The sequence below is a fragment of the Flammeovirga sp. SubArs3 genome (genome assembly GCF_947387565.1).
Classification (GTDB): domain Bacteria; phylum Bacteroidota; class Bacteroidia; order Cytophagales; family Flammeovirgaceae; genus Flammeovirga; species Flammeovirga agarivorans.
Genome location: NZ_CANDOA010000011.1, coordinates 1 through 22,332 on the forward strand (window position 1 = coordinate 1; position 22,332 = coordinate 22,332).

Consider the following 22,332-nt stretch of genomic DNA (forward strand, 5'->3'; position numbering starts at 1 on the left):
CGAACAGAGCAGTTAAGCCCTACAGTGCTGATGGTACTGGGTTAACCCCCGGGAGAGTAAGTCGGCGCCACATTCATTAGATATAGAAGGTTAGTTAACACAAGATGTTAGCTAACCTTTTTTTGTGTTATAAACTATTTTGATATTTTGACAACTCTAAAGTGAGTTTAAGGTAATACCACGATATTAATGTGTCAAAAGCAGGTTATGGAAAATAAACAACCATTAAATAAGGAATAAAAAAGCACCTTGTTGAACTAATAACAAGGTGCTTTACTATAATTTATAATACAGATGAAAATTAAATTTCATCATCAATATCTAATTCAAACTTTTCTAAGTTATCGATATCTTCATCCCATTCATCGATATTTAAATCTTCTAATGTGTCATATAAGTCAGACTCGTTATCGAATAATTGGTCTTCAAAATCAAGAGTAGCAAAATCTTCCATGTGTTTTATTTTTAGGAGTTTTAAATAATTTTCACATATAAATACGACTCCCTGTAGTGTTGAGTTGATCCTATTTACAGTTATTTTGTTTAAATTTTGAAGATTTTTTCTGCTACGAAAATGTCAGTATATAGTTGTTTATTAGTGTGTTATATTACATTTTATTTCGTCCAAATAAAGGTCCAGTTTTCAGAGGATGTATCACATGATCGATTTTGATTCTGATCATCTGTGCCTCATCAATGAAATTGGTTTCTGCCTTAGTGTAGCTCCTCTCATTGATATACTGAATGGATAAACTGATATTCTTATATACCTTATTTGTTAGTCCAACTAATAGTCTGTTAGAACTGACTCTTGAGTTGGGGTCTGTCAAAGTAAAGAAAGGTTCAGCCGATAATGTGAATTGACCTATGGGGGATGGAAACTTTACTGCTGGGTTATACCTTAACCTAAATCTAAAGTCTCTTTCTGGATCTGTAAAGGTTTGTTCTTCAAATCGTACTCTTTGTTGTACAGTAATATCACCAATTCTAAATTTATAAACAAAGTCTTGGTAGTATCTAATTTCCTCTGCTGCTACAGTACCATTTACATACATAATACCTCCCCTAACATAGCTTACATTACTTAAATCATAATGTAAACCTGTTCTAAATTGACCCCGATATTCTTCTGGATTGCCATATTGCCTCCACCCAAAATCAGAATCAATAGAAAATTTGTAGGATAATTTATATTTATTGAAATAATGTAGCCATAAGAAGTCTTGCCCAAACAAGTCTGATGCTGAGATTAATGTCAATAAGAAAACTAAATACCCAATGAGTGTTTGATAGTGAATTTTAATATTCATACTGATGAGTCACGATAAGTATATTTGTACAAGCTGTAACAAATATAGGTTATAAATAATTAGAAGTAAGATGATTGGTATTAATGAATAGGTTAATAAAAATTAAAGTTTAACTATAAACAAAATAAATTTTAAAATTAAGAATTTTTCAGAATTAATTAACAATTACTAACTGTTCTCGTTCTTTATTTTATCTTTGCGTGATCAACAATTATTTAAACGCAATGAGACGTAAATTCCTATTTTTATTATTAACCATTTTTTTGGGTTCTATTCATTTGAACACTTTCGCTCAGAAGAAGAAAAAGAGTAAAGGTAAAAAAGTAGAAGAAACAGAAACAACTTCAACCAAAAAGAAAAAAGGTGATTTAAAAACCTACGATGAGGTGATTACAGATAAAGCCATTTCTGATGATGGCCTATTTACTACACACAAAGTAGGGGATAAATATTACTTTGAAATAAAGAATGAACTTCTTGAGAAAGAGATCCTTGTAGTGAGTAGAATTTCAGGTCATGTGCAAGGTCTAAATTTCGGAGGAGCCGGAATGAAATCAAGACCTCAACAAGTGATCCGTTGGCAAAAACAAGATGAGAAGGTTTTGTTAAGATCGGTATCTTATAATAGTGTAGCTAGCTTAGAAGATCCTATTTATAAATCGGTTAAGAATAACAATTTTGAACCCATCATCCAAACCTTTAAACTAGAAGCCATCAGTACTGATTCATCTGCATTTGTTATTGATGTTACTTCTTTATTTACAACTGATGTACCTATGTTAGGTGCATTAAGAGATTCAGAAAGGAAACACTTTGGTATTAAAGGTTTAGATTCAAAAAGGAGTATCGTTACTTCAATGAAATCATTTCCTAAAAATGTAGAAGTGAGACATGTCTTGACTTACAAAGGAGATAAACTTCCTGATAATCAATTGACAAAAACTCTTTCTATTGAAATGAACCAATCGTTTATTGAACTGCCGGAAGTTCAATGGCAACCACGTTATTATGATCCAAGAGTTGGATATTTTTCTGTAATGCAGACGAATTATAGTTTAGATGAACATAAAGCAGCTACACAGAGATTTATTACACGTTGGAAGTTAGAGCCAAAAGATTGGGATGCTTATAAAAGAGGTGAATTGGTAGAACCTATAAAACCTATTGTTTATTATATAGATCCAGCGACTCCTTTAAAGTGGAGAAAATATATTAAAAATGGTGTTGAAGCTTGGCAGGAATCTTTTGAATTAGCCGGTTTTAAAAATGCTATTATTGCAAAAGATGCACCTACAAAGGAAGAAGATCCAGATTGGAGCCCTGAAGATGTACGATACTCAGTAATAAGGTATATTACTACTCCTATCCAAAACGCACAAGGACCTCATGTACACGATCCAAGAACAGGTGAGATTTTAGAGTCAGATATTCTTTGGTACCACAATGTTATGAAACTTTTAAGAAATTGGTGCCTAATCCAAACAGGAGCAGTAAATGCAGATGCTCAGAAAGCAAAGTTTGATGATGAATTGATGGGTAAACTTATAGAGTTTGTAGCAACGCATGAAGTAGGACATACATTAGGCCTTCCTCATAATATGGGTTCTAGTAGTAATTATACAGTAAAGCAATTAAGAACACCTGGATTTGTACAAGAGAATGGTGTTGCTCCTTCGATAATGGATTACGCAAGGATGAATTATGTTGCTCAACCAGAAGACAAAGGTGTAGGTCTATATCCCATCATTGGCCCATACGATAAGTGGTCAATACAATATGGTTACCGATTAACAGAAGCAAATTCTGCATTAGAGGAAAAGCCTATTTTAAATCAATGGATCAAAGAAAGAGCAACTAACCCATGGTATAGATTTGGAGCACAGCAGTGGCCAAAAGTTATAGATCCATCGGCTCAGACTGAAGATTTGAGTGATGATGCGATGGAAGCAAGTGAGTTAGGAATTAAAAATTTAGAAAGAATAGTTCCTCAACTTATTACTTGGACTAAGAGAGAAGGCCAGTTCTATAACGATCTTGAAGAATTGTACTTTAATGTAATCTCTCAATATAATAGATATATGGGTCATGTATCGAACAATGTTGGTGGAGTAATTATTAATCATAAAACAACAGAACAAGAAGGTGAGGTATATGTTCCTGTACTGAAGGACAAACAGAAAAGAGCCATCACATTTTTAAATGAACAACTCTTTACTACACCTACTTGGTTAATTAATAAAGAAGTATTGTCGAAAATCCAGTACTCTGGTAATGTTGAAGAAATACAAAAACTTCAATCAAGAACCTTGAATAATCTGTTTGATAATGATCGTTTAAATAGAATGATTGATAATGAAGCGTTGAATGGAGAAGCTGCTTATTCTATTCTAGAAATGAACGAAGACCTCAGAAAATCTATTTGGACAGAATTAAGATCGGTGAGAAAAATTGACACTTATCGAAGAGATCTTCAAAGAGAACATATAAAAGTACTTGCACTAAAACTTAAGGATGATAAGAATTCAAGTTTTGATGTTCAAGCTGTGGTTCGATTAGAGTTAAGTAAGATTCTTAAAGATGCTAAATCTGTGAGGTATAAATACAAATCTACTTCTATGGAAGCCGCACATATCAATGATATTATAGCAAGAATTGAGAAAGTATTTGATAATAAATAAATCATATTCTATCTATACAAAGGAAATCCTGATTCTTCATAAGAATGAAGAATCAGGATTTTTATTTTAATAAAAAGTAAATTGACTTATATAACTTTTGAACCGTTCAGCTTTAGATACATTTCTTCAGCCGCTGCAAGCGTCTCTTCTAGAGTGGTAAAACAATAAAGTCTCCATCCTCTATTGAAAGCAATGTTTTCAATAATGTCTAATTGATCTCTCGGGGAATTTGCAGCAACATAAAATACATTGCCTCTTTGAAAACCAAATGAATCTAATGCAGTTATGATGGAATATTTTGCTGATAAATCTAATTGATTTTCTAGTTCTTTTCCATCAACCACACAAATTTGTTTTTCTTCAGTAATACTTTTAGCAAATTCAATTAATGCGAGTTCTAATTGTTCATTATCGATCTTGCCCTGGAGCTTGATCTTCATTAAGTTTTTGTTTGTTGTGATAAAATAATTCATAATAGCAGTACAATATTAACGACCTCTAATAACACTTTAAAAATACGAAACCTAGAAATATGAATATATAAACTGTATAAATATTCAGTATAATTTGAAATGAGTTCTTTAAATAATTATATTATGGTTTAAAAATTCACGGTGATGGAATATCATCAGTGTCAACTTTAAATATGTAAAATACTGTATTATAGCATCAAATGTTGTGTTTTTGAAAGGGTAAGTGACTATGCTTTTTCTATCCGTTGTTGTTAAAATTATATTTTGTGAATATTTCTTCAATATTATTAAAGTACAATATGTGATTTGAAATGTGATAATTTGTATGATTGTTGTTAGATAAGTTGATGAAATACAATTGAGAGAAAATTAATTTTTTATGCTACTAGAAACAGAGATCCAAAAACTAGAAAATTTACTTCATTCTGAGCATTTCGAACAAGTCAATACATCAATTTCTGCTAGGGGTGTAGATTGGCATGTAGAGCATAGTTTGAAAGCAATAAATTTGATGATTGAAGGGTTAATTCAATCTAATCCTGAATTGTATTCTCCATCATTTAACCTAGGATGGAGAGTTGTAAAGTTTTTAAATAAGATCCCGAGAGGAAAGGCAAAAGCGCCTAAGTATTCAGACAATACTAATGAGGTAATTATGGCTAATGTTGAAGCAGAATTAGAAAAGACAAAAAAATTAGTACTACAGGTAGATAACTTACCAGAGAATGCCTTTATTAAACATTTTGCATTTGGACACCTTAATGTGAAAGCAACAAAGAAGTTAATGTATATTCATACTAATCATCATATAAAGATTATTGAGGATATATTAAAGTAAAAGACTTCTAAGCTATTTAAAGACAGATGAATTGGGATGAGTTGAAGAATCAGTTGTATACCTTCTTTGAGTTCTTGTGTAAACAAGAAAGTGAGAAGTATAACGCATAATAAAGGTAATATCGTTTTCATATGAGATAGTAAGGTTAACTATTTACTATCATATGTGTTTTTTGTTATTGAAAACCCTATAGCTCATTGTAAAAAGTTCACTTTTTGATATCAATTAAGAAGTTTCTATAAAAATGGCAGGAGATAGATACGTTCATATGGGATATAATAAAATAGACGATTATCATTAATTATTCTTATGAAACAATTCATCATCTCTCTAATTGTATTTATCACCACTGCTATAACAGTAAATGCACAAAACACTACCCCTACAACTTCAATAGCGAAGAATGTTGGACTTTATGTTTTCCCTTCTAAAGGACAAGATCAGGCAACTATGGATTCTGATGAAATGTCTTGTTATAAATGGGCTGTTCAACAAAGTGGTTATGATCCTATGAATCCTACAAAAGTTGAAGCGACTCAAGTAAGTACAAAATCTGGAAAATCTATGGTAAAAGGAGCTGCTGGAGGAGCCGCAGCTGGTGCCGCAATCGGTGCAATAGCAGGTGATACTGGTGAAGGCGCTGCTATAGGAGCAATTGCTGGTGGTCTACGCGGGCGTATGTCTAATAGAAAAGCTGCTGCTGCTCAGCAACAACAGAATAATCAGCAGGCTGCTGCACAAAATAAAGCATTGGAGGATAACTTTAAGAAAGCATTTTCAGCATGTATGGAAGGTAAAGGATATACAGTTGAATAAAAAAAAGGGTGATTTAGTTTGAACTAAATCACCCTTTTTTTTATTAATTCAGCGGTCTAATGAAAGTTGAAAATTCTATTTCATTCATCACACTTTCATAGAGTGCTGTATTTCTATTTTCATTAATATATATAATTGGCTTTTTTACTATTTCTCCATTTCCAAGTTCTACATCAATTGTATCTTGTTCTGCAGAAGCAAAGTCTACATTATTAAACCAAAGACGTAAATCGAAGACAAACCCTGTACTTATAAGCTTTTCATTATTTACTTCCAAGCCATCTTCATGTCTTGCTGAAAAAGTTATGGTATCATCAGTGGAAAATTCGAAATCAATTTTGGTTGGACTGTTTGGTGTATAATGTCCATTTACAATAATCGATTTATTGTTTTCAAGTTGATTGATTAATTGTACTGATATGTAGTGGTAGGTATTTGGAATTACAGTAGCATAATCTAGGGTAGGAGTACTTTTCTTAGTTAGTAATTCGTACTCGAAAGGTCCAGTATAATTGGCATCTGTAATTTCATTTTGTTCTGTTTGATAGGTGATTGTGTTGACACCTAAAAATGCTTCAGAAATCATATATTCTCTCCAATCAGATCGACTGACTGCATCATTATTGATGGCTGATAATTCGGTATAAACGTTACCAGTCACCTCCGGTAAATCTTCTATTAAAGAATCGTCTTTACAGGCAAATGAGAAAATGAGTAGTAATGCTAAATTTATATATTTAAGTATTTTCATGAAATCGTGAAGTTGCTTATTTAATGTAGTTGATATCAACTTTGTATATCACAAAAATAGATGATTTATTCTAATGATGACTCCAACAAATCTTAATGAGATTGATATCCTACAAGCATTGCTTTTTTAAAAGCCTCCCAATCACCATAGAAAACATTCATATCAACAGACTCTGGAATGCCATCAATTGTAGCAGATTGTGTATGTTGCCACATCGTCCATCTTTTAGTTGAGGCTTGAGTTTCTTGTCCATAGTTTGCAATCCAGACTCTATATTTTCTAAAATGCCCTTTGAGGTAGTCTTTATAGAAAGAGTCGCCAGTATATATCATGGGTTTGATATTCCATTCTTCCTCAACTTTCTGTAAAAAATCTGCTAACCGTTCTCTCATTACTTCAGGTGAGATTCCATCTAATATTTCTATATCAACTACAGGTACCATTTCTGAGGCATGAAGTTCTCCAATCGTTTCGATAAAAAATTCAGCTTGTTTTGTTCCTGATTTCTTGGGCCTAAAAAAGTGATATGCTCCGAATGAGATAAGTTCTTTCTTTGCATTTTTTCTATTGTGATAGAAATGTCTATCCTTGTGATCTTCTCCTTCAGTAGCCTTTGCATAAACAAATTTAACTTGGGTGTCTTGAGCATACATCTCAGAAACTCTCTTCCAATCGATCAATTTTTGATGGTGAGAAACATCAATGCCATGCACACTGTATTTATTAGGGAGTTTTACCCCGTATCCATCAATGTGTTTATAAAAAGGCACCTCAATATAATCTCTCACATTAAGGACCAAATTGATACTCTTTTCTATGTAAGGTCCTAATGAAGCTTTTACATCAGGGTTCTCTTTGATAAGGTATCCCAATCCCATAAAAAATATCAAAAGGAAAGATGAAAAAGGAAAGATATTTACTTTCTTGGACATAGAATCTTATTTGTCTGTAGTTTCTGATTTCAATACAAATTTAAACGAAAAAAGGTTGCCTGACATGTATCAAACAACCTTTTTTGATAAATAGATAATGAATTATCCTTTCGAAACTTTGATAGAACAGCCAACAGCCTTTGTTTCAGTATCTACGATCACCTTATTATTATTTAATGATTCGATAGCTTCTTCAACATAATGTCTTTTTACTGCGGCAGCGTCTTTGTAATTATCATCTATTGCACCAATATATTTAACTACCAAAGAACCATTTTCTTTATTCAATAAGAATACATGAGGAGTCTTAGTAGCTCCATAGGCAGGATATACTTTTTGTCCTTCATCAAATAGATAAGGGAACGTAAAACCTTTTTCTTCTGCTCTCACCTTCATTTTATCAAATGAATCTTCTGGTTGAACAGTAGGATCATTTGGATTAATAGCAATTACTGGGTAGCCAGCATCTTTATATTTTTTATCAAGGGCAATAATACGGTCTTCATAAGCCATAGCATAAGGACAATGGTTACAAGTAAAAATTACAATAGCACCTTTATCGCCAGCTAATGCACTTAATTGATGCATTTGATCATCAATGCCTTTTAGTTCAAAATCGATAGCTGTTTGCTCAATTTGTACACCTTGTCTTTTTACAGTTTCAGTCGCTGCTTGCTTTTCACTGTTTTGTTTCTTTTCTGAAGGAGTACAAGATATAAGAGCTCCAAGAATAATTAATGGAAGAATTAATTTTTTCATGTTGGTTAATTTGATTGGATAAACTGTTTTATTTCCTCTAGTGAGCTAAAGTCGGCACTATGAAAGAGGGATTTATTTTTATTGATTGCTTGAGTTACAGGAATTGCTCCATCCCATTGTGCATTTACTTTCCCTACCCAATAATTTGCATCCGGATCGTCGAGCCAGAAGACTTGAGTAGTTATGTTTTTTCTTTTGATAAAGTTCTCTAGTGGCTTCTGTGTCATATCAAGACTTACCAAGATTACTTTTGCTTTTTGTCCTTTATCTTTGAATTCTTTGTCTAATGCTAAAAAGAAGGGTAGTTCTTGAACACAGGGCTTACACCATGTCGCCCAATAATTAATTACCCTTAGGGTATCATCTCTGTGTGATAAAAGATTGGACATCTGATCAAAATGATTGAAATAGGGGATGTCCTGCTGTTCAATAGATATCACTTTTGATGGTTGTAAAGTCATAGGTTGTTGTTTTTCACAACCTAAGGTGAGTACCACAGTTATGATAGAAAGAATTTTGATAAAAGTTTGTTTCATGCTCATAAGTATTGTTGAAACAAATATAACTTTTTAATAAATACCATACATGAAAAAGGTTCCTGATTTTATTGATATAAATGTAGTCTTAAATTATAGTGATATGCTCAGATGCAGTAGTTACCGACGTTAGCAATTAGTGCTTTATTACAAATTCTTGATTAATAGTTTTGCTGTCAGACTAGAACTTACTTAATGAATGAGAAGGAAACTAACCTTTTAGCTCCTTTAAATGTATAGATAGTGATATCAACCAAAACTGATTATATCATGTCCAAATATAGCCCAACTTCACAGAAGAAATTAATAGTAATGAGTGTTCTAACACTTTTTACTATGTCATTAGCATTAGTATTTGAAAAAGAATTAGACCATAAAGCTACTATCGAAAAAGAGCTGAAAATTAATGGTGTGTTAAATCAAAATCATATAAAGATGCATTTTCAGCAATAATTTGTAATTTTTAGAGGTATCTATTGTGATATTAATAGAATTGCTATTGATCCTTAGTTGTGTTTATTAATTTCAATAACATCACCTAAGGACTTTTTTTATGTTTAGATTCATCATTACACTTACTGCATTACTATTCATATCTTTCGTTGGAATATTTGCTTTCGGAGGTCTTGCCTGTAAAGGAAATAAGACAAATAAAGTATGTTTCAAAAGGACTATTGATATCCCAAAATCTTTTTCTAGAAACACAGGAATCATTGCTCAGGAAAAACCATTAAGAACGTACCTAAGCAACCGTTAATAAATTGTTTCTAATAAATCCATTAACATATTGTTAATTTAAAATGAAATTCACTATACTTGTTAGGTTTTAAATATTTCTAAAATGTTTAATACTTAACAAGATAAACTTCGTACAATAGATTTAAGACTGTAATTTAAAAACATCAACTAAGAGAACTATCAAAGAATGAGAGCCATACGAGCATTTTCGAGTTTAATCTTTCCCAACTCATATGTATTTATTGTATTAGCAATAATAACTATGGTTTTTGGATTACTACTAGGAACGATTTCGATATTACACCACTTCTCATGGATAACTATTGTGTCAACCATTGCAACTGTCTTTGGAGCATTAGTTTTTGGAGTGTTTGGGTTAATATCACCGGTATTTAAAATTTTTGATTAAAAGTCAAACAAAAAAAATCCCGTTTTTATTTCAATTAAGAAATAGAAACGGGATTTTTTTATTGATAAAATATATTATTTAGACCATTTCATGTAAGGATACTTCACCGTAGTTTGATCTACAGTTTTCCCTGCGTTTACACCTTGTGCATCGGCAAGGTTAGTTACACCATTTGTGTTTTGTATGTGGTAAGCACCTTTACGAGACCTTTTGGTAACCACAAGATCATCATTTGTCTTAATACTTTTTTCAGTTTTAGCAATTGTAGTTGTCTTGTAACCCTTTCTAACTTGATTCTTTTTCTTGATAGGGTTATCAGCAAAAGATGCCATAGAAACTACAGTAGCGAGAAGTAAAGTTCCAATTAATTTTTTAGCCATGGTTGTTGATGTTTATATGTTCTATTGTATTACCTACACTTATTTATACTCCAAAAATATAACTTTTGTTGCTTAGTATTTTTTAATGATTCCTAACGAGATTTTTATAAGTGTTTCTAATTGTAAATTTCTATATATTTATTCTGTTTTATTGTAACGAATCAATTAATATCCCTCTTTTTTTGTCAATTTATTGATGTTATAAATAGAAAAAACTAAAAAAAATTTTTAATGTTCTTTTTTTATTCCTTTATTGTTCTGTTCAAAAGCGTACATTTAAATTTAAACTAACCGTCCAACAATGAGTAAACCTCTCGGTAAAATCTTAGTTATTGACGATAACGAAGATATCTTATTAGCAGCCAAGATGTTGTTAAAGAAACATGCTGATTTAGTTCAGGTGGAAAGCAATCCAGGGAAAATTCCTTTTCTTCTAAAAAATGATAGTTATGATGTCATTTTATTGGATATGAATTTTACAAAAGATACAACATCGGGTAAAGAAGGTTTCCATTGGTTGGAACAGATAATAGAAATTGATCCCAATGCTGTTGTCGTGATGATTACTGCTTATGGTGATGTAGAAACTGCTGTCAATGCTGTTAAGCAAGGTGCTACAGATTTTGTATTAAAACCTTGGAACAATGAAAAATTGATTGCAACCCTTACATCAGCTGTAAGATTAAAGAAATCTTACGATGAAGTAAAGACGCTTAAAGAGGAGAAATCTGAATTATCAAATGCATTAAACCAAGCGGGAGGTACTGAGGGTATTGTTATTGGAGATAGTCCTGCAATGAAAAAAGTTTTTGCTTTGATTTCAAAAGTAGCAAAGACTGATGCCAATATCTTAATCCTTGGAGAAAACGGTACTGGTAAAGAAGTTATTGCTAGAGCCGTTCACGAACAATCCTTAAGACATGAAAATGTGTTTATTGGTGTTGATATGGGCTCGATCTCTGAAACGCTTTTCCAGTCTGAATTATTTGGACACAAAAAAGGAGCATTTACAGACGCAAGAGAAGATAGAGCCGGTAGGTTTGAGATTGCCAATAAAGGAACACTATTTTTAGATGAAATTGGTAACCTTCCAATGACTCTACAATCTAAACTATTAACGGTATTACAAAAAAGAGAGGTAATTAGGGTAGGTGATAATAAATCGATTCCGGTAGATATCAGATTGGTTTGTGCAACCAACATGCCTGTCTATGAAATGGTTGAAAGTAAGGAATTTAGACAAGATTTATTGTATAGAATAAATACCGTAGAGATTCATCTTCCTCCATTGAGAGATCGTTCAGAAGATATTCCTTTATTAGTATCACATTTCTTAAAAATTTATGCAAATAAATATAGAAAAGGAACTATGAAGGTAGCAGCAGCTACAATGAAAAAGCTTCAGAAATACTATTGGCCTGGTAACGTAAGGGAGCTGCAACATGCTTTGGAAAGAGCTGTAATTATGGCAGATACGGATACCCTTCAGCCAACAGATTTCACATTCTTAGTGGAAAAAAATAAAGAGGAAGAAGAATTCGACCTATCTGAATTTGATTTGGATACGGTAGAAAAAATGATGATCCAAAAAGCTGTAAGTAAATATTCTGGTAATATCTCTAAGGCAGCAAAATCATTGGGACTGACGAGAGCATCCTTGTATAGAAGATTAGAAAAACATGGTCTATAAACAATTCAGACTTCAGGTCTCCTTAAGAGTATTCCTGATTGTCTTGAGTGCAATAATTCTTGGCTTCTTTATACAGAAAGAATTGTTTGCCACTTCCGTATTTGTATTTGGCCTGATTTGGTATCAAGTATGGCTCTTGATACAAAAGCTGAATTCTATCGCTTTTGATATGAAGAAGTTTTTGGATTCTATTAATTATGATGACCTTACTCAGACCTTTACAGTAAATGGTAGTGGAGAGATTCAAGATGAATTGAATATTTCTCTTCAAAAGACTTTGGACCGTTTTAGAGAAATCAGGACAGAGAGGGAATCCGATTTAATGTTTTATAAGAGTATTGCACAGCATGTAGATACAGGTGTATTGGCTTTTAACACTAAAGGAAAAGTAATTTTTTCTAATATGGTTACTAAACGTCTGTTCTCAGGTATTAAGTCATCTCATTTAGAAGACTTTAAAGTCATCTCTGAGGAGTTGTATGATATTTTTAAGAGTGAAGAGGAGAAAGAAACTTATTACTGTACAATTCCTGGTGTTTATGCTACGGAGCGAGTGATTGTCCAAAAAATCATCCTTTATGTAAAAGGTGAGGTCATCAAAGTCTTTAGTATAATGAGAGTACAGGAAGAAGTAGAGAAAGTAGAAATTCAGGCATGGGAATCACTGATTACAGTACTAACTCATGAGATCATGAATGCTATGGCACCAGTTTCTTCACTTAGTGATACGGTAAAATCGGAATTAGAATACCTAAAAAGCAACTATGAGGAAAAAGGAGATGCACCTACACTTGAAGAAATTACAGATCTTATAGAGCCAATGCAAACGATTACTCAGAGAACAAATTCTATGTCCGCTTTAGTAGAAGATTTTAGGGTAATGGCTCACCTGAGAGATAGTCAGTTGCAGCATATCAATGTATCTGAATTATGTAAAGAAATATATGACCAGCAAGTTTTAGTCTGTGAGCAAAAAGGAATCTCTCTGAAGTTCCAAGTCCAACAAGACGGCCTGTTGGTAACGGCAGACCCTCATCAAATTAAAGTAGTGATTGAGAATATTTTAAAGAATGCTGTCGAAGAACTAGAAGGAACAGAAGGAGCAGAGGTCATTATTAGATGTACCCAAGATGATATTAAAAATAAGCCTATTATTAGAATTATTGATAATGGATCTGGTATAGATACTGATGCTCAGCAAAGAATATTTGTTCCTTTCTTTACAACGAAAAAAGGACATACTGGTATTGGGTTGAGTCTTGCGAGACAAATAATGAGAAGAAATCATGGTCGTCTTACATTAAAGACAAGTATTGATGCCGGTAGTGAATTTACATTAAGATTCTAATAATAACATGACAATTTGATACTAAATGATACCTTCATACTAGATATGGAGGTATTTTTTTTCATAAAATTTGCATGTGAATGATTATTCATCTATAATTACATCGCGAACGATATAATCAACAACGATATTAATTATGAAACAAGTTAAAACATCTACTGTACAGAATATTTTTAGAGTATTATTAGGTTTAGCCATGCTATATGCCGGTATAGGTCACCTAACATTTAGGAGAATAGCCTTCCAAGCTCAGGTACCCACTTGGTTAACTACAGATGAGGCATTTGTTGACTTTGTAGTTTTAGCATCAGGTGTTGTAGAGATATTATTCGGTGCATTAATGGTATGGGGTAGAAATGTGAAAGTACAAATAGGTATCACATTAGCTATTTTCTATGTATTAATCTTTCCTGGAAACATCAATCAATATATTAATCATATTGACTCGTTTGGTTTAAATACCGATACTAAACGTTTTGTTCGTTTATTATTCCAACCGGTTTTAGTATTATGGGCATTATGGTCATCAGGAGGCCTACAATACTTGAAAGAGAGAAAGAATTCAAACTAAGATGGATCAATTAAAACTAAATCAGCAACTGTGTTTTCCACTTTACGCAACCTCTAGGTTTGTGACACAGTTATATCGCCCATTATTAGATAAGTTGGGAGTAACATATCCTCAATACTTAGTATTATTGGTGCTATGGGAAAATGATGAAGTTCCAATAAAAGAAATTAGTGAAAAGCTTTTCCTTGAGACAAACACGCTGACTCCCCTACTAAAAAGAATGCAAGGTAATGGGTTGATTGTTAGAACAAGGTCTAAAAAAGACGAAAGAATTGTTACTATCTCGCTAACTCAAGAAGGAAAACTTTTGAAGGAAGAAGCGGAACAAGTGCCTGTCCAACTGCTTGAAAAATTAGAAAGTTTATCGATCAGTAAAGAAGACATACACCAAATGAAAATAATTTTGGATAAAATGCTTCAGGCGATCAGTGAAGAATAAAAAAAGAGGTACTATAACTAAATAGGTTATGGTACCTCTTCTTTCTTATTTATGCTCTAAGACTATTGTAGCAGAACTAAAGTTGTTGGCCACCTTGACATCTTGGTAGGCAGCATTATAGAGAATTAGTGAAATCACCAAAGAAACTCTTTCTTCAGTAATCGTATTTTCAAAAATTCCTGAATTTACTACTCCATTAATGATACCTTGTGCTATATTTTCAGATCCAAGATCTTGTGCTTCTACTAAAATATCAGTAACAATTTTACTCACATTTTCCTGATTGATATTGTCTTGTATAATATCTAAATCCATAATCTTATTAGCAACAAAACTTCCGATTTGTTCAGTATCAAGATTTCGTATCTTTTCTATCACAGGGAAGACTATACTAGTCAAAGTCTCTTCATCTATTAGATTAGTGATTACTGTATTTACAGATTTAGCAATTTTAAAAGATAGATATTCTGGATCTTTATCAGTAAATGCTATTGTTAATTTTGTTGTGATATACTTTTCCACCTCAGGTGAAAGATATTGACCAATTTGGGATAACAATCCTGTTATTTTCTTAGCAGCTTCTTCTGAAGGAATTTGTTGTAATTTAATAATGATCGATTCAATTGTGTTTTGAATAAATTGAGTTGATAAGAATTCGTTTTTTTCTAAACTACTGATTTGAGTGGTTGTTTTTTCTGCTCCGCCATTTAAACTAATAATAGGTTTTGCAGCAGTAAATGCTGTTTTTAAAGTGGAAGATATAGTATCGTAATCGGGATCCAATTGGATATCATCGAAAGTATCGTTTACAATATCAACAATACTCTTAATCGCATTAGTTGCTTCATCGGCTAACTCTCCCATTTTTAGAATAGAAGTATCTTCAATTTTTTGAACAAAAGGATACAATACATTATAGATATTTGCTTCATTTATCCAGTTTTCTTCAATAGTGGAAGTAAAAACCGAAGCAATTTCAGTGACTTCTTCTGGCTTCATTTCAGTAAATGATTCCCATGCTTTATTTACTATCGCACTAACATTTTCCTCAGATAAAACACTGCCTACTAACTTTATTAATGCCTTAGAGATATTCTCAGCGCTTTCTTCAGGATGATTAGTTGCTTCATCCATATAAGGTAAGATATACTCATATATTTGTTCTGTACTTAATTTTTCAGAAACGAGAGAAGCGACCTCTTCACCAATTTTTTGTGATACTTCTTCTGCATCAAAATCTAATATATTATTGAGTTCTTCTTGAATGATGATTGCCAATTTATTTCTTAACTGTAGACTTTCTAGGTAATTAAAAAGTTCTTCAGATACATATTGAGCACTTTCTTCAGGTGTTATCGTATCAATAAATTCGATTTTTCCTGATAACCAATTACGTATTGCATCATTGATGATTCCTTGGATTGTTTCGTTATGGTACAATAATCTTGTTACAAGACCGCCAATTTTATCAGGTGTTCCGTTAGCTGCATACTTAACCAATTTTTCATTGGCATCATTGATTAGTTTTGATACATCCTCTTCATTGACAGTTAACTCAAAATGTTTCAATTCAGGAAGGTATTGATAGCGATAGTTTAGTTTGATATTATCATTTGTTATTCTAATCTTCTGATCATTAATGATGAAGTAACTACCTATATTTTCAATTTGAAAATCATTTACTTCCCTAGCGGCTACAATGTCTTTTTCTACGGTAAACTCATGTACAGTATTTGAGATAGCATCGAATGGCATATCATCAATATCATAATCACCTTGAGGTAACTCAAACTGGTTTTCTCCCCATAAAATTGGAGGGGGTACGGCATCAATTTTAGTTTCAATCTGAAAATTATTTAAATACCATTTGTATTTATGAAGTACCGATTCTGTCTCATTTACATGATTAATTACAGGGTCTATTGGCTGTTCACAACTTATCAAAAGAATTAATGATAAAACGAATAACGAAGCGGAATGAAATAGGGGTGTAGTTGTATTCATTTGAGATTTATATTCAGATATTGAGATTACTTATTAATAGGTATTGATAAAGGTTAGGCAAAGAGTTCTTTAAGATCTAACTCCGTCCAATCAGCATAATATCCAGGTACTGGAATTTTTAACCAGACTTTTTGTCCATCAATATCAAATACTGTTTGATAGTTGGTGATATCAGTGTCTTGGAGCGTGGGCTTAGTAGAACCTCCGTTATCCTTAAAAGAGTTGTCTTTATTGAATAATTTTAGATCCATTAGGTCTTTTATGATTGAGGCATCAACGTGTCCTTTCTGTTCATGAAGACGTTCTTTCATATTTGAAAATCTCTTTAAAGAATTACTTTCAGTTTCTCTTTTTCCTAATCCCCAATCATCATTAATAAAGGTATTGGCAACAACAAGTGAGTCTTTTTTTGCTTTACGAATGCGATTTCCTGCTAAAGAAGAACACTCAGCAGAAATAGCATTAGCTTTATCAACCAATGTAAATATGATTGATATACTAGTTTGTAAACCGTTGAACCTTGACGATAAAGCGGGTAGCGAATTTGTTTCACTAAGTAAGTCAATCACAGTATTTAATATTGAAGGTCTTTCCAAAGTAACAATGGAGCCTCCCATACTCGTACCATCATGAATATCTAGATAAACTCCATGGTCATTGACAGCAGTAAAGGTGCAATACATTCCTGGCCATCCAGTTGTTCCAATTTTAAATGATCCATCAGTAAGTTTTCTTACTGTAAATACTGTAGGGAATTGATTAAATTCTGGACTCCAATCAAGGTTACGACCGATATACATATTCCCATCTTTGGAGTGTTTACCAAAAGAAGCTATCGAGGTACATCCAGCAAAAGATTTTAATTAAGCGGTGTAGATTCCAAATTCCATAACCTGGTCTAGAATGACCACCTTACTTAAAGTCCAGCCACTACCTAATACCACTCCATCATAAAATTGTCTTGTTCTTAACGAACCTCCATAATAGGCTCTATTGACCCATAACTTGATACTTAAATCATTAAGCACATCAGCGTTAATTAGAGGTTGAACCAAAGTGTCGTATGTTTTCTGCATTTCCTTAACCATTAAAGCTCCATACTGCTCACCCATTTCAATGTTAGAGCCAGTAATGACGGGAATTAAAAAACCATTTGCTTCATATAATTTACCTAAACTATATTCTTGAATTAAGTGCAGACCTTTGATTTCCATTATATTATTATCTTCTGATTTAATGATTTTATCAACTGATGACATTACAAAGATCTATGTAATAGAGGCAAAACTGTTGTATGAAAGAGTTAAGGATTTATACAATCTCGTCAAAAGTGATGCATATTATGCAAAGAGTTCTTTCAAAGAAATAGGAGTCCATTTTGTATAGAATTCTGGTTCAGGCATTTTCACCCATAGTAGAAGATTACTAACGTCACATACTATTTGATAATTAGTTATATCACCATCAATAAGCTGAGGTTTTGTACAACCTCCATTTTTCATAAGACTATGGTCTTCATTGAAAAGCTTTAAATCCATTAATTCCTTCATAAGGCCAACGTCTATTTTGCCTCTATTTTCTTTCAGATGATTTGCTATATTTGTAAATCGCTGTAGGGAATGACTTACTGTTTCTCTTCGCCCAATTCCCCAATCATCATTAGTAAATGTATTGGCAATAACAAGGGAATCATCTGCAGTGTGTTTTACTCTATTTCCTGCTAATGAAGAACATTCAATTGATAGAACAGTATTAGTATCAGCAACTGTTAGAATGATGGAAATACTAGATAACAGCCCATTAAATTTAGTTTTCACTTCATCAGAAGAATTTACCTCACTAAGTATATCTACGACAGTATTTAAAATAGGAGGTCTTTCTGTAGCTACAATAGTACCACCCATACTAGACCCATCATGAATATCCATATAAACTCCTTTTTCATTTAAGGCAGTGAGACTATTATATATACCTGACCAACCTATTGAACCCAATTTATAAGAACCATCGATTGGTTTTCTGATGGTCAAAACTAATGGTAATGCATTCAAAATAGGGTTCCAATTAAGATTACGGCCAACGTACATTTTTCCATCAATAGATTCTTTACCAAAAGAGACAATAGAAGTACAACCTGCAAATGATTCTAGTTTTGATTTGTAAAGTCTATATTCATAGATCTGATCAAGAAGAATTACTTTTCGTAAGGGCCAACTTGAACCTAATGCTATGCCTTCATAAAACTGTTTTGTTCTTAACGAACCAGTGGTATATGCTCTATCTATCCATTGATCAATAGTGGTATTATCTATTGTTTTAGCTTCTATTTCTGGTTGAACCAACAAGTTGAAGGTATTTTGCATCTCTTCTGTCATTAACGCACCATATTGTTCTCCCATTTCTATAGTTGAACCAGAAAGTACTGGAATTAAGGCACCATTGGTCTCAAATAATTTACCAGCATTGTATTCTTTTACGAAGTTTAATTCAGGATTTTCCATAATATCTCATTTATGAAGTAGATTGAATTTAAGATGACAAATCAATTTTGAAGGACTTGAATCATTTGAAGGTTTACATCGGATTATCTTTATTTCGCGAAAATAAAAGTAGCTGATGCCCTAAAACCGTAATTAGCTTTTGCACTTTCAGGAGCAACAAGATTGAATCTTGGACCTACTGATAATTGTACTTTTTGTCCACCTAAGCTTGTTACACCGCTAATACTTGGTGTAAACCATAATACTGTGGCATTGTTATTCCAATCATGTGTCATTTCGAAGACTGAAGAAACGCCTGCACCACTTTTCCAGTTATAAGTTAAAAAGGGTTGAAAGAAAAATTGATTGACATCGTTTCTTTGATCATTACCAGCCACACTCCAAATCTGATTTACTAAGAAACCATAGGTAAGTGCATTTTGCTGTTTTAATGCAACGAATGTAGGACCAACACCAAACTTCTGTGTTCCTAATAATTCATGTGAGGCAGAAGGGATTAATAAGGCTGGACCTATACCCCAGGTAAGCCCATTTTTTGTTTTTGATGGACTAAAGAACCCACTTAATACCATATCACCTGTACCTGTTTCTAGGCCGTTCATTCCAGAAATGTTTTCTTGATGGATAACGGGAAGAACCATACGAGTTATTAGATTAATATCTTCAGAGATTTTAAAAGGTAAGACCGGTTGGATATTTAAAGTGTTTCTTGTTCCGTTGAACTCACCAATACCGAAATCCATATTATTTTGGAAAGGCATACTAATTAAATTAGCAATAGGATTGGCTAATTGTTTGGCTAGATCATCATGTTTATGCCCATCTTGGGCAATAACGAGCTGGTTACAAAATGCCCAAAGTAGCATAATGTATAACGTCTGTTTAAATTTCATTTTCTTAAACTGTTTTGATTGATTTATATATTATTGATTTGATAACGCAACAAATATCTTGGGTTTCTGTCCCAATCATTTATATATTCTACTTATGTTGTTACATAAAATCGTTAAAGTAAAGGGCGAAGAGGTTATCCGTTTGTTAGCATCCATTTTGGTACACTAAGTCTCTTTTTAATAGCAATTGATCTGATTAAAAAGGTGATAATTATGGAAGAGATGCCAATAATTACGTTGTATTGAGGAAATAAGCTCACTAAGCATACGTATAGAATTGCACCAATTGTTACTGGTACTGCATACAGTTCTTTTTTCATTAATAAAGTAGTATTTCCTGCAATAATATCTCTTGTAATTCCACCGCCAATAGCGGTTAAAACTCCTAATAGGATAGGACCTATTGGCCAAGCGAAATCGTGTTGAATCGCCTTTTCTGCACCTTGTATAACAAATAATGAAATACCTGCCCCATCCAAATAGAGCATTAACTTGTAGATGTATTTCTTCGACATGATACTGTTGCCATAAAATGCAATGAGGCTTGAGAAAATGGCCACCCATAAATAGCTGAGTTCGCTTCCCCAAAATACAGGAACACCAAGTATAATATCTCTCATAGTACCACCACCAATCGCGGTGATTATACCTAAAACAATAGCTCCGAAAATATCTATTTTCTTGGGTAAGACAGAAAGTACAGCTGTTACTGAAAAAGCCACAGTACCTAACATCGCAATGATAAAAGAGAAATCTATTGTCGGCATCATAAATGATTTTTTAAGTGATTTGATTATACTACAAATATCAAGGATAGCGATAAAATAGACTTGTAAGTATTGATCATGTGGTTACATAAAATCGTCATAAAAAAAGGTAGCCTCTTATTATAGAAGCTACCTTTTTGTGCATTTCTTTTAATCTTCAAGATTAGAAGGTTTCATTAAGACTTAAAAACAGCCCTTTTGCATCGTAATCTCCCCATGCATAGTCCAATGTTAAGTTGGTTCTTGATTTCTTATTTAACATCACTCTTAGACCTACACCATAACCGAAGTTATAGTTTTGGAAAAGATCAATATCAGCATGCTCACTACTAGCTGTTGTCGCATTTGCAAATGCCACTGCCCCCAAGAAATTAGGGTTCTTTCTTGTTCCTAATAGATGAGCTCTATATTCAAGTTCTGTATAAACAATGTTTTCTCCTCTGAAACGACCTTGTGTATAAGCTCTTCCTGATCTACCAAATTGATCCCAACCCAATGCAGGTAAATTCATATAAGGTGTGATACCAGAAGTAACAAAATTGCCATATCCCCAAAATGCTAGCATATGATTGGGCTGTAAACCTGTCTTCTTTTGTCCTAGTGCAAAATAATCTCTGTATTCTAACCATAAGGTTGAGGAGTTTTTTGAACTTCCCATCCATTCAGGGTTCATTCTATAGGTTAAAAGTGCATATCTACCAGTATATGGATTAGCTGCATTGTCTCTACTATCATACATAAAGTTTAATGATAGCCCAGATAAAATATATTCTTCATCATTAAACCCATAATAATCAGAATATGCTTTATGACTTGAGTATCCATGCTCATTGTAATACTCGTCATTAATATCAAAATGATAATCCATGTGATAGCCTACACCTGCATAAAAATTGGTTTTTATTTTGAATAATGCAGTTTCATGAAAACGGAAATATTTAAACTCCATTAGCTGAGGATCATAGCCTGGAGCAAATCCTTCTCCATAGCTTCCAGCTAGGGATTTTTGATCGGCAGGGCCTGTACCTAAACCAAAAGTAGGTTGAGAGGTATCGAACATTCTCCAATCACCAAGTAAAACGATTTTATCATCGGGCAAATAAACATTGCTTTTAAAGGTAAACATTAACTGATTTTTGGTGGAATAAGTTAATGTACCCAATGACGTTGACATTCTCGTCGTAGATGGATCACCCATAAACATATTGAATGAACCTGCAAAACCATACAAAACACCAAAAGTTGGGTTTGATGCAACAATAGGCAGTGGGGCAGAATAAAGCTTACCTTTTACAGGTGGAGCATCTTTGTCTTTTTTCTTTTGTTCTTTTTTTGTTAGGCTTACTTTTACTGTGTCTGATTCAAGTGTTAAAGCACAAACATTTATGCTGAAACCAGATAGTAATGATAAAATTAGGAAGTTGATTAATTTTAGTTTCATTTTAATTTGATAATGATAATGTTTAGACTACATTTCAAAACAAATACTATGTTTAATA

Annotated in this window: 24 protein-coding genes and 1 pseudogene; 10 read left to right on the forward strand and 15 right to left on the reverse strand. The window is 32.8% G+C overall.

Going from position 1 to position 22,332, the window contains the following annotated elements; translation table 11 throughout:
• Positions 1–301: 301 nt before the first annotated feature.
• Together QL232_RS22955 and QL232_RS22960 are read right to left on the reverse strand one after the other, a co-directional pair.
• Positions 302–454, reverse strand: a complete 153-nt coding sequence (locus QL232_RS22955) for a hypothetical protein (protein ID WP_281615915.1) — start codon at positions 452–454, stop codon at positions 302–304.
• Between the two features lie 154 nt (positions 455–608).
• Positions 609–1,310, reverse strand: a complete 702-nt coding sequence (locus tag QL232_RS22960; RefSeq protein ID WP_281615916.1) for a DUF2490 domain-containing protein — start codon at positions 1,308–1,310, stop codon at positions 609–611.
• A 224-nt stretch (positions 1,311–1,534) separates the two neighbouring features.
• On the opposite strand from QL232_RS22960, the gene QL232_RS22965 reads away from it, so the two are divergent.
• Positions 1,535–3,988 (forward strand): zinc-dependent metalloprotease, encoded by a 2,454-nt coding sequence (locus QL232_RS22965; RefSeq protein ID WP_281615917.1) that lies wholly within the window; start codon positions 1,535–1,537, stop codon positions 3,986–3,988.
• Between the two features lie 86 nt (positions 3,989–4,074).
• Here the strand turns inward: QL232_RS22965 and QL232_RS22970 are convergent, their stop codons facing one another.
• Entirely contained in the window at positions 4,075–4,428 is a 354-nt protein-coding gene (locus tag QL232_RS22970) for a hypothetical protein (RefSeq protein ID WP_168884684.1), read from the reverse strand.
• A 412-nt stretch (positions 4,429–4,840) separates the two neighbouring features.
• On the opposite strand from QL232_RS22970, the gene QL232_RS22975 reads away from it, so the two are divergent.
• Both QL232_RS22975 and QL232_RS22980 read left to right on the forward strand, forming a co-directional pair.
• Complete coding sequence (locus QL232_RS22975) at positions 4,841–5,299, forward strand: DUF1569 domain-containing protein (protein WP_281615918.1); 459 nt, start codon at positions 4,841–4,843, stop codon at positions 5,297–5,299.
• A gap of 309 nt (positions 5,300–5,608) precedes the next feature.
• Entirely contained in the window at positions 5,609–6,115 is a 507-nt protein-coding gene (locus QL232_RS22980) for a YMGG-like glycine zipper-containing protein (RefSeq protein WP_281615919.1), read from the forward strand.
• A 43-nt stretch (positions 6,116–6,158) separates the two neighbouring features.
• Here QL232_RS22980 and QL232_RS22985 read toward each other — a convergent pair whose 3' ends face one another.
• The 4 genes from QL232_RS22985 to QL232_RS23000 all read right to left on the reverse strand — a co-directional run bounded on the left by QL232_RS22985 (position 6,159) and on the right by QL232_RS23000 (position 9,093).
• On the reverse strand, positions 6,159–6,866 hold the full coding sequence (locus QL232_RS22985) for a hypothetical protein (RefSeq protein ID WP_281615920.1): 708 nt from the start codon (positions 6,864–6,866) through the stop codon (positions 6,159–6,161).
• A gap of 92 nt (positions 6,867–6,958) precedes the next feature.
• A complete protein-coding gene (locus QL232_RS22990) occupies positions 6,959–7,798 on the reverse strand; it encodes a GH25 family lysozyme (protein ID WP_281615921.1) in 840 nt (279 codons plus the stop codon).
• 102 nt (positions 7,799–7,900) lie between these two features.
• Positions 7,901–8,557: a thioredoxin family protein gene (locus tag QL232_RS22995; protein WP_281615922.1), complete on the reverse strand. Its 657-nt coding sequence runs from the start codon at positions 8,555–8,557 to the stop codon at positions 7,901–7,903.
• A gap of 5 nt (positions 8,558–8,562) precedes the next feature.
• Positions 8,563–9,093 (reverse strand): TlpA family protein disulfide reductase, encoded by a 531-nt coding sequence (locus tag QL232_RS23000; RefSeq protein WP_281615923.1) that lies wholly within the window; start codon positions 9,091–9,093, stop codon positions 8,563–8,565.
• 270 nt (positions 9,094–9,363) lie between these two features.
• Here QL232_RS23000 and QL232_RS23005 point away from each other — a divergent pair, with 270 nt between their 5' ends.
• The 3 genes from QL232_RS23005 (at position 9,364) to QL232_RS23015 (ending at position 10,240) form a co-directional block, all read left to right on the forward strand.
• Entirely contained in the window at positions 9,364–9,546 is a 183-nt protein-coding gene (locus tag QL232_RS23005; protein ID WP_281615924.1) for a hypothetical protein, read from the forward strand.
• A 100-nt stretch (positions 9,547–9,646) separates the two neighbouring features.
• The gene (locus tag QL232_RS23010; RefSeq protein WP_168884691.1) at positions 9,647–9,850 is read left to right on the forward strand and encodes a hypothetical protein; all 204 of its coding nucleotides are present in this window, start codon (positions 9,647–9,649) and stop codon (positions 9,848–9,850) included.
• Between the two features lie 168 nt (positions 9,851–10,018).
• Positions 10,019–10,240 (forward strand): hypothetical protein, encoded by a 222-nt coding sequence (locus QL232_RS23015; RefSeq protein WP_168884692.1) that lies wholly within the window; start codon positions 10,019–10,021, stop codon positions 10,238–10,240.
• A 74-nt stretch (positions 10,241–10,314) separates the two neighbouring features.
• Here the strand turns inward: QL232_RS23015 and QL232_RS23020 are convergent, their stop codons facing one another.
• Complete coding sequence (locus QL232_RS23020; protein WP_168884693.1) at positions 10,315–10,620, reverse strand: hypothetical protein; 306 nt, start codon at positions 10,618–10,620, stop codon at positions 10,315–10,317.
• A gap of 301 nt (positions 10,621–10,921) precedes the next feature.
• On the opposite strand from QL232_RS23020, the gene QL232_RS23025 reads away from it, so the two are divergent.
• From QL232_RS23025 to QL232_RS23040, 4 genes are all read left to right on the forward strand, one after another.
• Positions 10,922–12,310, forward strand: a complete 1,389-nt coding sequence (locus tag QL232_RS23025) for a sigma-54 dependent transcriptional regulator (RefSeq protein ID WP_168884694.1) — start codon at positions 10,922–10,924, stop codon at positions 12,308–12,310.
• Entirely contained in the window at positions 12,300–13,658 is a 1,359-nt protein-coding gene (locus QL232_RS23030) for a HAMP domain-containing sensor histidine kinase (protein WP_281615925.1), read from the forward strand. The genes QL232_RS23025 and QL232_RS23030 overlap by 11 nt, the downstream gene beginning before the upstream one ends.
• Positions 13,659–13,794: 136 nt before the next feature.
• On the forward strand, positions 13,795–14,229 hold the full coding sequence (locus QL232_RS23035; RefSeq protein ID WP_281615926.1) for a hypothetical protein: 435 nt from the start codon (positions 13,795–13,797) through the stop codon (positions 14,227–14,229).
• Between the two features lie 61 nt (positions 14,230–14,290).
• Complete coding sequence (locus tag QL232_RS23040) at positions 14,291–14,668, forward strand: MarR family transcriptional regulator (RefSeq protein ID WP_281615927.1); 378 nt, start codon at positions 14,291–14,293, stop codon at positions 14,666–14,668.
• A 45-nt stretch (positions 14,669–14,713) separates the two neighbouring features.
• Here QL232_RS23040 and QL232_RS23045 read toward each other — a convergent pair whose 3' ends face one another.
• From QL232_RS23045 to QL232_RS23075, 7 genes and pseudogenes are all read right to left on the reverse strand, one after another.
• Entirely contained in the window at positions 14,714–16,672 is a 1,959-nt protein-coding gene (locus QL232_RS23045; RefSeq protein ID WP_281615928.1) for a hypothetical protein, read from the reverse strand.
• Between the two features lie 53 nt (positions 16,673–16,725).
• Positions 16,726–17,511: pseudogene (locus tag QL232_RS23050) on the reverse strand (carcinine hydrolase/isopenicillin-N N-acyltransferase family protein); the annotation flags it as partial.
• A 24-nt stretch (positions 17,512–17,535) separates the two neighbouring features.
• Positions 17,536–17,886, reverse strand: a complete 351-nt coding sequence (locus tag QL232_RS23055) for a hypothetical protein (protein WP_281615929.1) — start codon at positions 17,884–17,886, stop codon at positions 17,536–17,538.
• Between the two features lie 126 nt (positions 17,887–18,012).
• The gene (locus QL232_RS23060; protein ID WP_281615930.1) at positions 18,013–19,173 is read right to left on the reverse strand and encodes a C45 family autoproteolytic acyltransferase/hydolase; all 1,161 of its coding nucleotides are present in this window, start codon (positions 19,171–19,173) and stop codon (positions 18,013–18,015) included.
• Positions 19,174–19,262: 89 nt separating this feature from the next.
• On the reverse strand, positions 19,263–20,066 hold the full coding sequence (locus QL232_RS23065) for a hypothetical protein (RefSeq protein ID WP_281615931.1): 804 nt from the start codon (positions 20,064–20,066) through the stop codon (positions 19,263–19,265).
• A 134-nt stretch (positions 20,067–20,200) separates the two neighbouring features.
• Positions 20,201–20,836, reverse strand: coding sequence for a TRIC cation channel family protein (locus tag QL232_RS23070; RefSeq protein WP_281615932.1), 636 nt, complete (start codon positions 20,834–20,836; stop codon positions 20,201–20,203).
• Positions 20,837–20,996: 160 nt separating this feature from the next.
• The gene (locus QL232_RS23075) at positions 20,997–22,274 is read right to left on the reverse strand and encodes a BamA/TamA family outer membrane protein (RefSeq protein ID WP_281615933.1); all 1,278 of its coding nucleotides are present in this window, start codon (positions 22,272–22,274) and stop codon (positions 20,997–20,999) included.
• Positions 22,275–22,332: the final 58 nt, after the last annotated feature.

Bases quoted from the DNA above. Each gene is read 5' to 3' on its own strand.
- QL232_RS22955 (WP_281615915.1), bottom strand. From the start codon at position 454: ATGGAAGATTTTGCTACTCTTGATTTTGAAGACCAATTATTCGATAAC.
- QL232_RS23060 (WP_281615930.1), bottom strand. From the start codon at position 19,173: ATGGAAAATCCTGAATTAAACTTCGTAAAAGAATACAATGCTGGTAAA.
- QL232_RS23015 (WP_168884692.1), top strand. From the start codon at position 10,019: ATGAGAGCCATACGAGCATTTTCGAGTTTAATCTTTCCCAACTCATAT.
- QL232_RS22970 (WP_168884684.1), bottom strand. From the start codon at position 4,428: ATGAAGATCAAGCTCCAGGGCAAGATCGATAATGAACAATTAGAACTC.
- QL232_RS22985 (WP_281615920.1), bottom strand. From the start codon at position 6,866: ATGAAAATACTTAAATATATAAATTTAGCATTACTACTCATTTTCTCA.
- QL232_RS23005 (WP_281615924.1), top strand. From the start codon at position 9,364: ATGTCCAAATATAGCCCAACTTCACAGAAGAAATTAATAGTAATGAGT.
- QL232_RS22980 (WP_281615919.1), top strand. From the start codon at position 5,609: ATGAAACAATTCATCATCTCTCTAATTGTATTTATCACCACTGCTATA.
- QL232_RS23020 (WP_168884693.1), bottom strand. From the start codon at position 10,620: ATGGCTAAAAAATTAATTGGAACTTTACTTCTCGCTACTGTAGTTTCT.
- QL232_RS23025 (WP_168884694.1), top strand. From the start codon at position 10,922: ATGAGTAAACCTCTCGGTAAAATCTTAGTTATTGACGATAACGAAGAT.
- QL232_RS23045 (WP_281615928.1), bottom strand. From the start codon at position 16,672: ATGAATACAACTACACCCCTATTTCATTCCGCTTCGTTATTCGTTTTA.
- QL232_RS22990 (WP_281615921.1), bottom strand. From the start codon at position 7,798: ATGTCCAAGAAAGTAAATATCTTTCCTTTTTCATCTTTCCTTTTGATA.
- QL232_RS23010 (WP_168884691.1), top strand. From the start codon at position 9,647: ATGTTTAGATTCATCATTACACTTACTGCATTACTATTCATATCTTTC.
- QL232_RS23070 (WP_281615932.1), bottom strand. From the start codon at position 20,836: ATGATGCCGACAATAGATTTCTCTTTTATCATTGCGATGTTAGGTACT.
- QL232_RS23030 (WP_281615925.1), top strand. From the start codon at position 12,300: ATGGTCTATAAACAATTCAGACTTCAGGTCTCCTTAAGAGTATTCCTG.
- QL232_RS23065 (WP_281615931.1), bottom strand. From the start codon at position 20,066: ATGAAATTTAAACAGACGTTATACATTATGCTACTTTGGGCATTTTGT.
- QL232_RS23055 (WP_281615929.1), bottom strand. From the start codon at position 17,886: ATGGAAATCAAAGGTCTGCACTTAATTCAAGAATATAGTTTAGGTAAA.
- QL232_RS22960 (WP_281615916.1), bottom strand. From the start codon at position 1,310: ATGAATATTAAAATTCACTATCAAACACTCATTGGGTATTTAGTTTTC.
- QL232_RS23035 (WP_281615926.1), top strand. From the start codon at position 13,795: ATGAAACAAGTTAAAACATCTACTGTACAGAATATTTTTAGAGTATTA.
- QL232_RS23075 (WP_281615933.1), bottom strand. From the start codon at position 22,274: ATGAAACTAAAATTAATCAACTTCCTAATTTTATCATTACTATCTGGT.
- QL232_RS23000 (WP_281615923.1), bottom strand. From the start codon at position 9,093: ATGAAACAAACTTTTATCAAAATTCTTTCTATCATAACTGTGGTACTC.
- QL232_RS22965 (WP_281615917.1), top strand. From the start codon at position 1,535: ATGAGACGTAAATTCCTATTTTTATTATTAACCATTTTTTTGGGTTCT.
- QL232_RS22995 (WP_281615922.1), bottom strand. From the start codon at position 8,557: ATGAAAAAATTAATTCTTCCATTAATTATTCTTGGAGCTCTTATATCT.
- QL232_RS22975 (WP_281615918.1), top strand. From the start codon at position 4,841: ATGCTACTAGAAACAGAGATCCAAAAACTAGAAAATTTACTTCATTCT.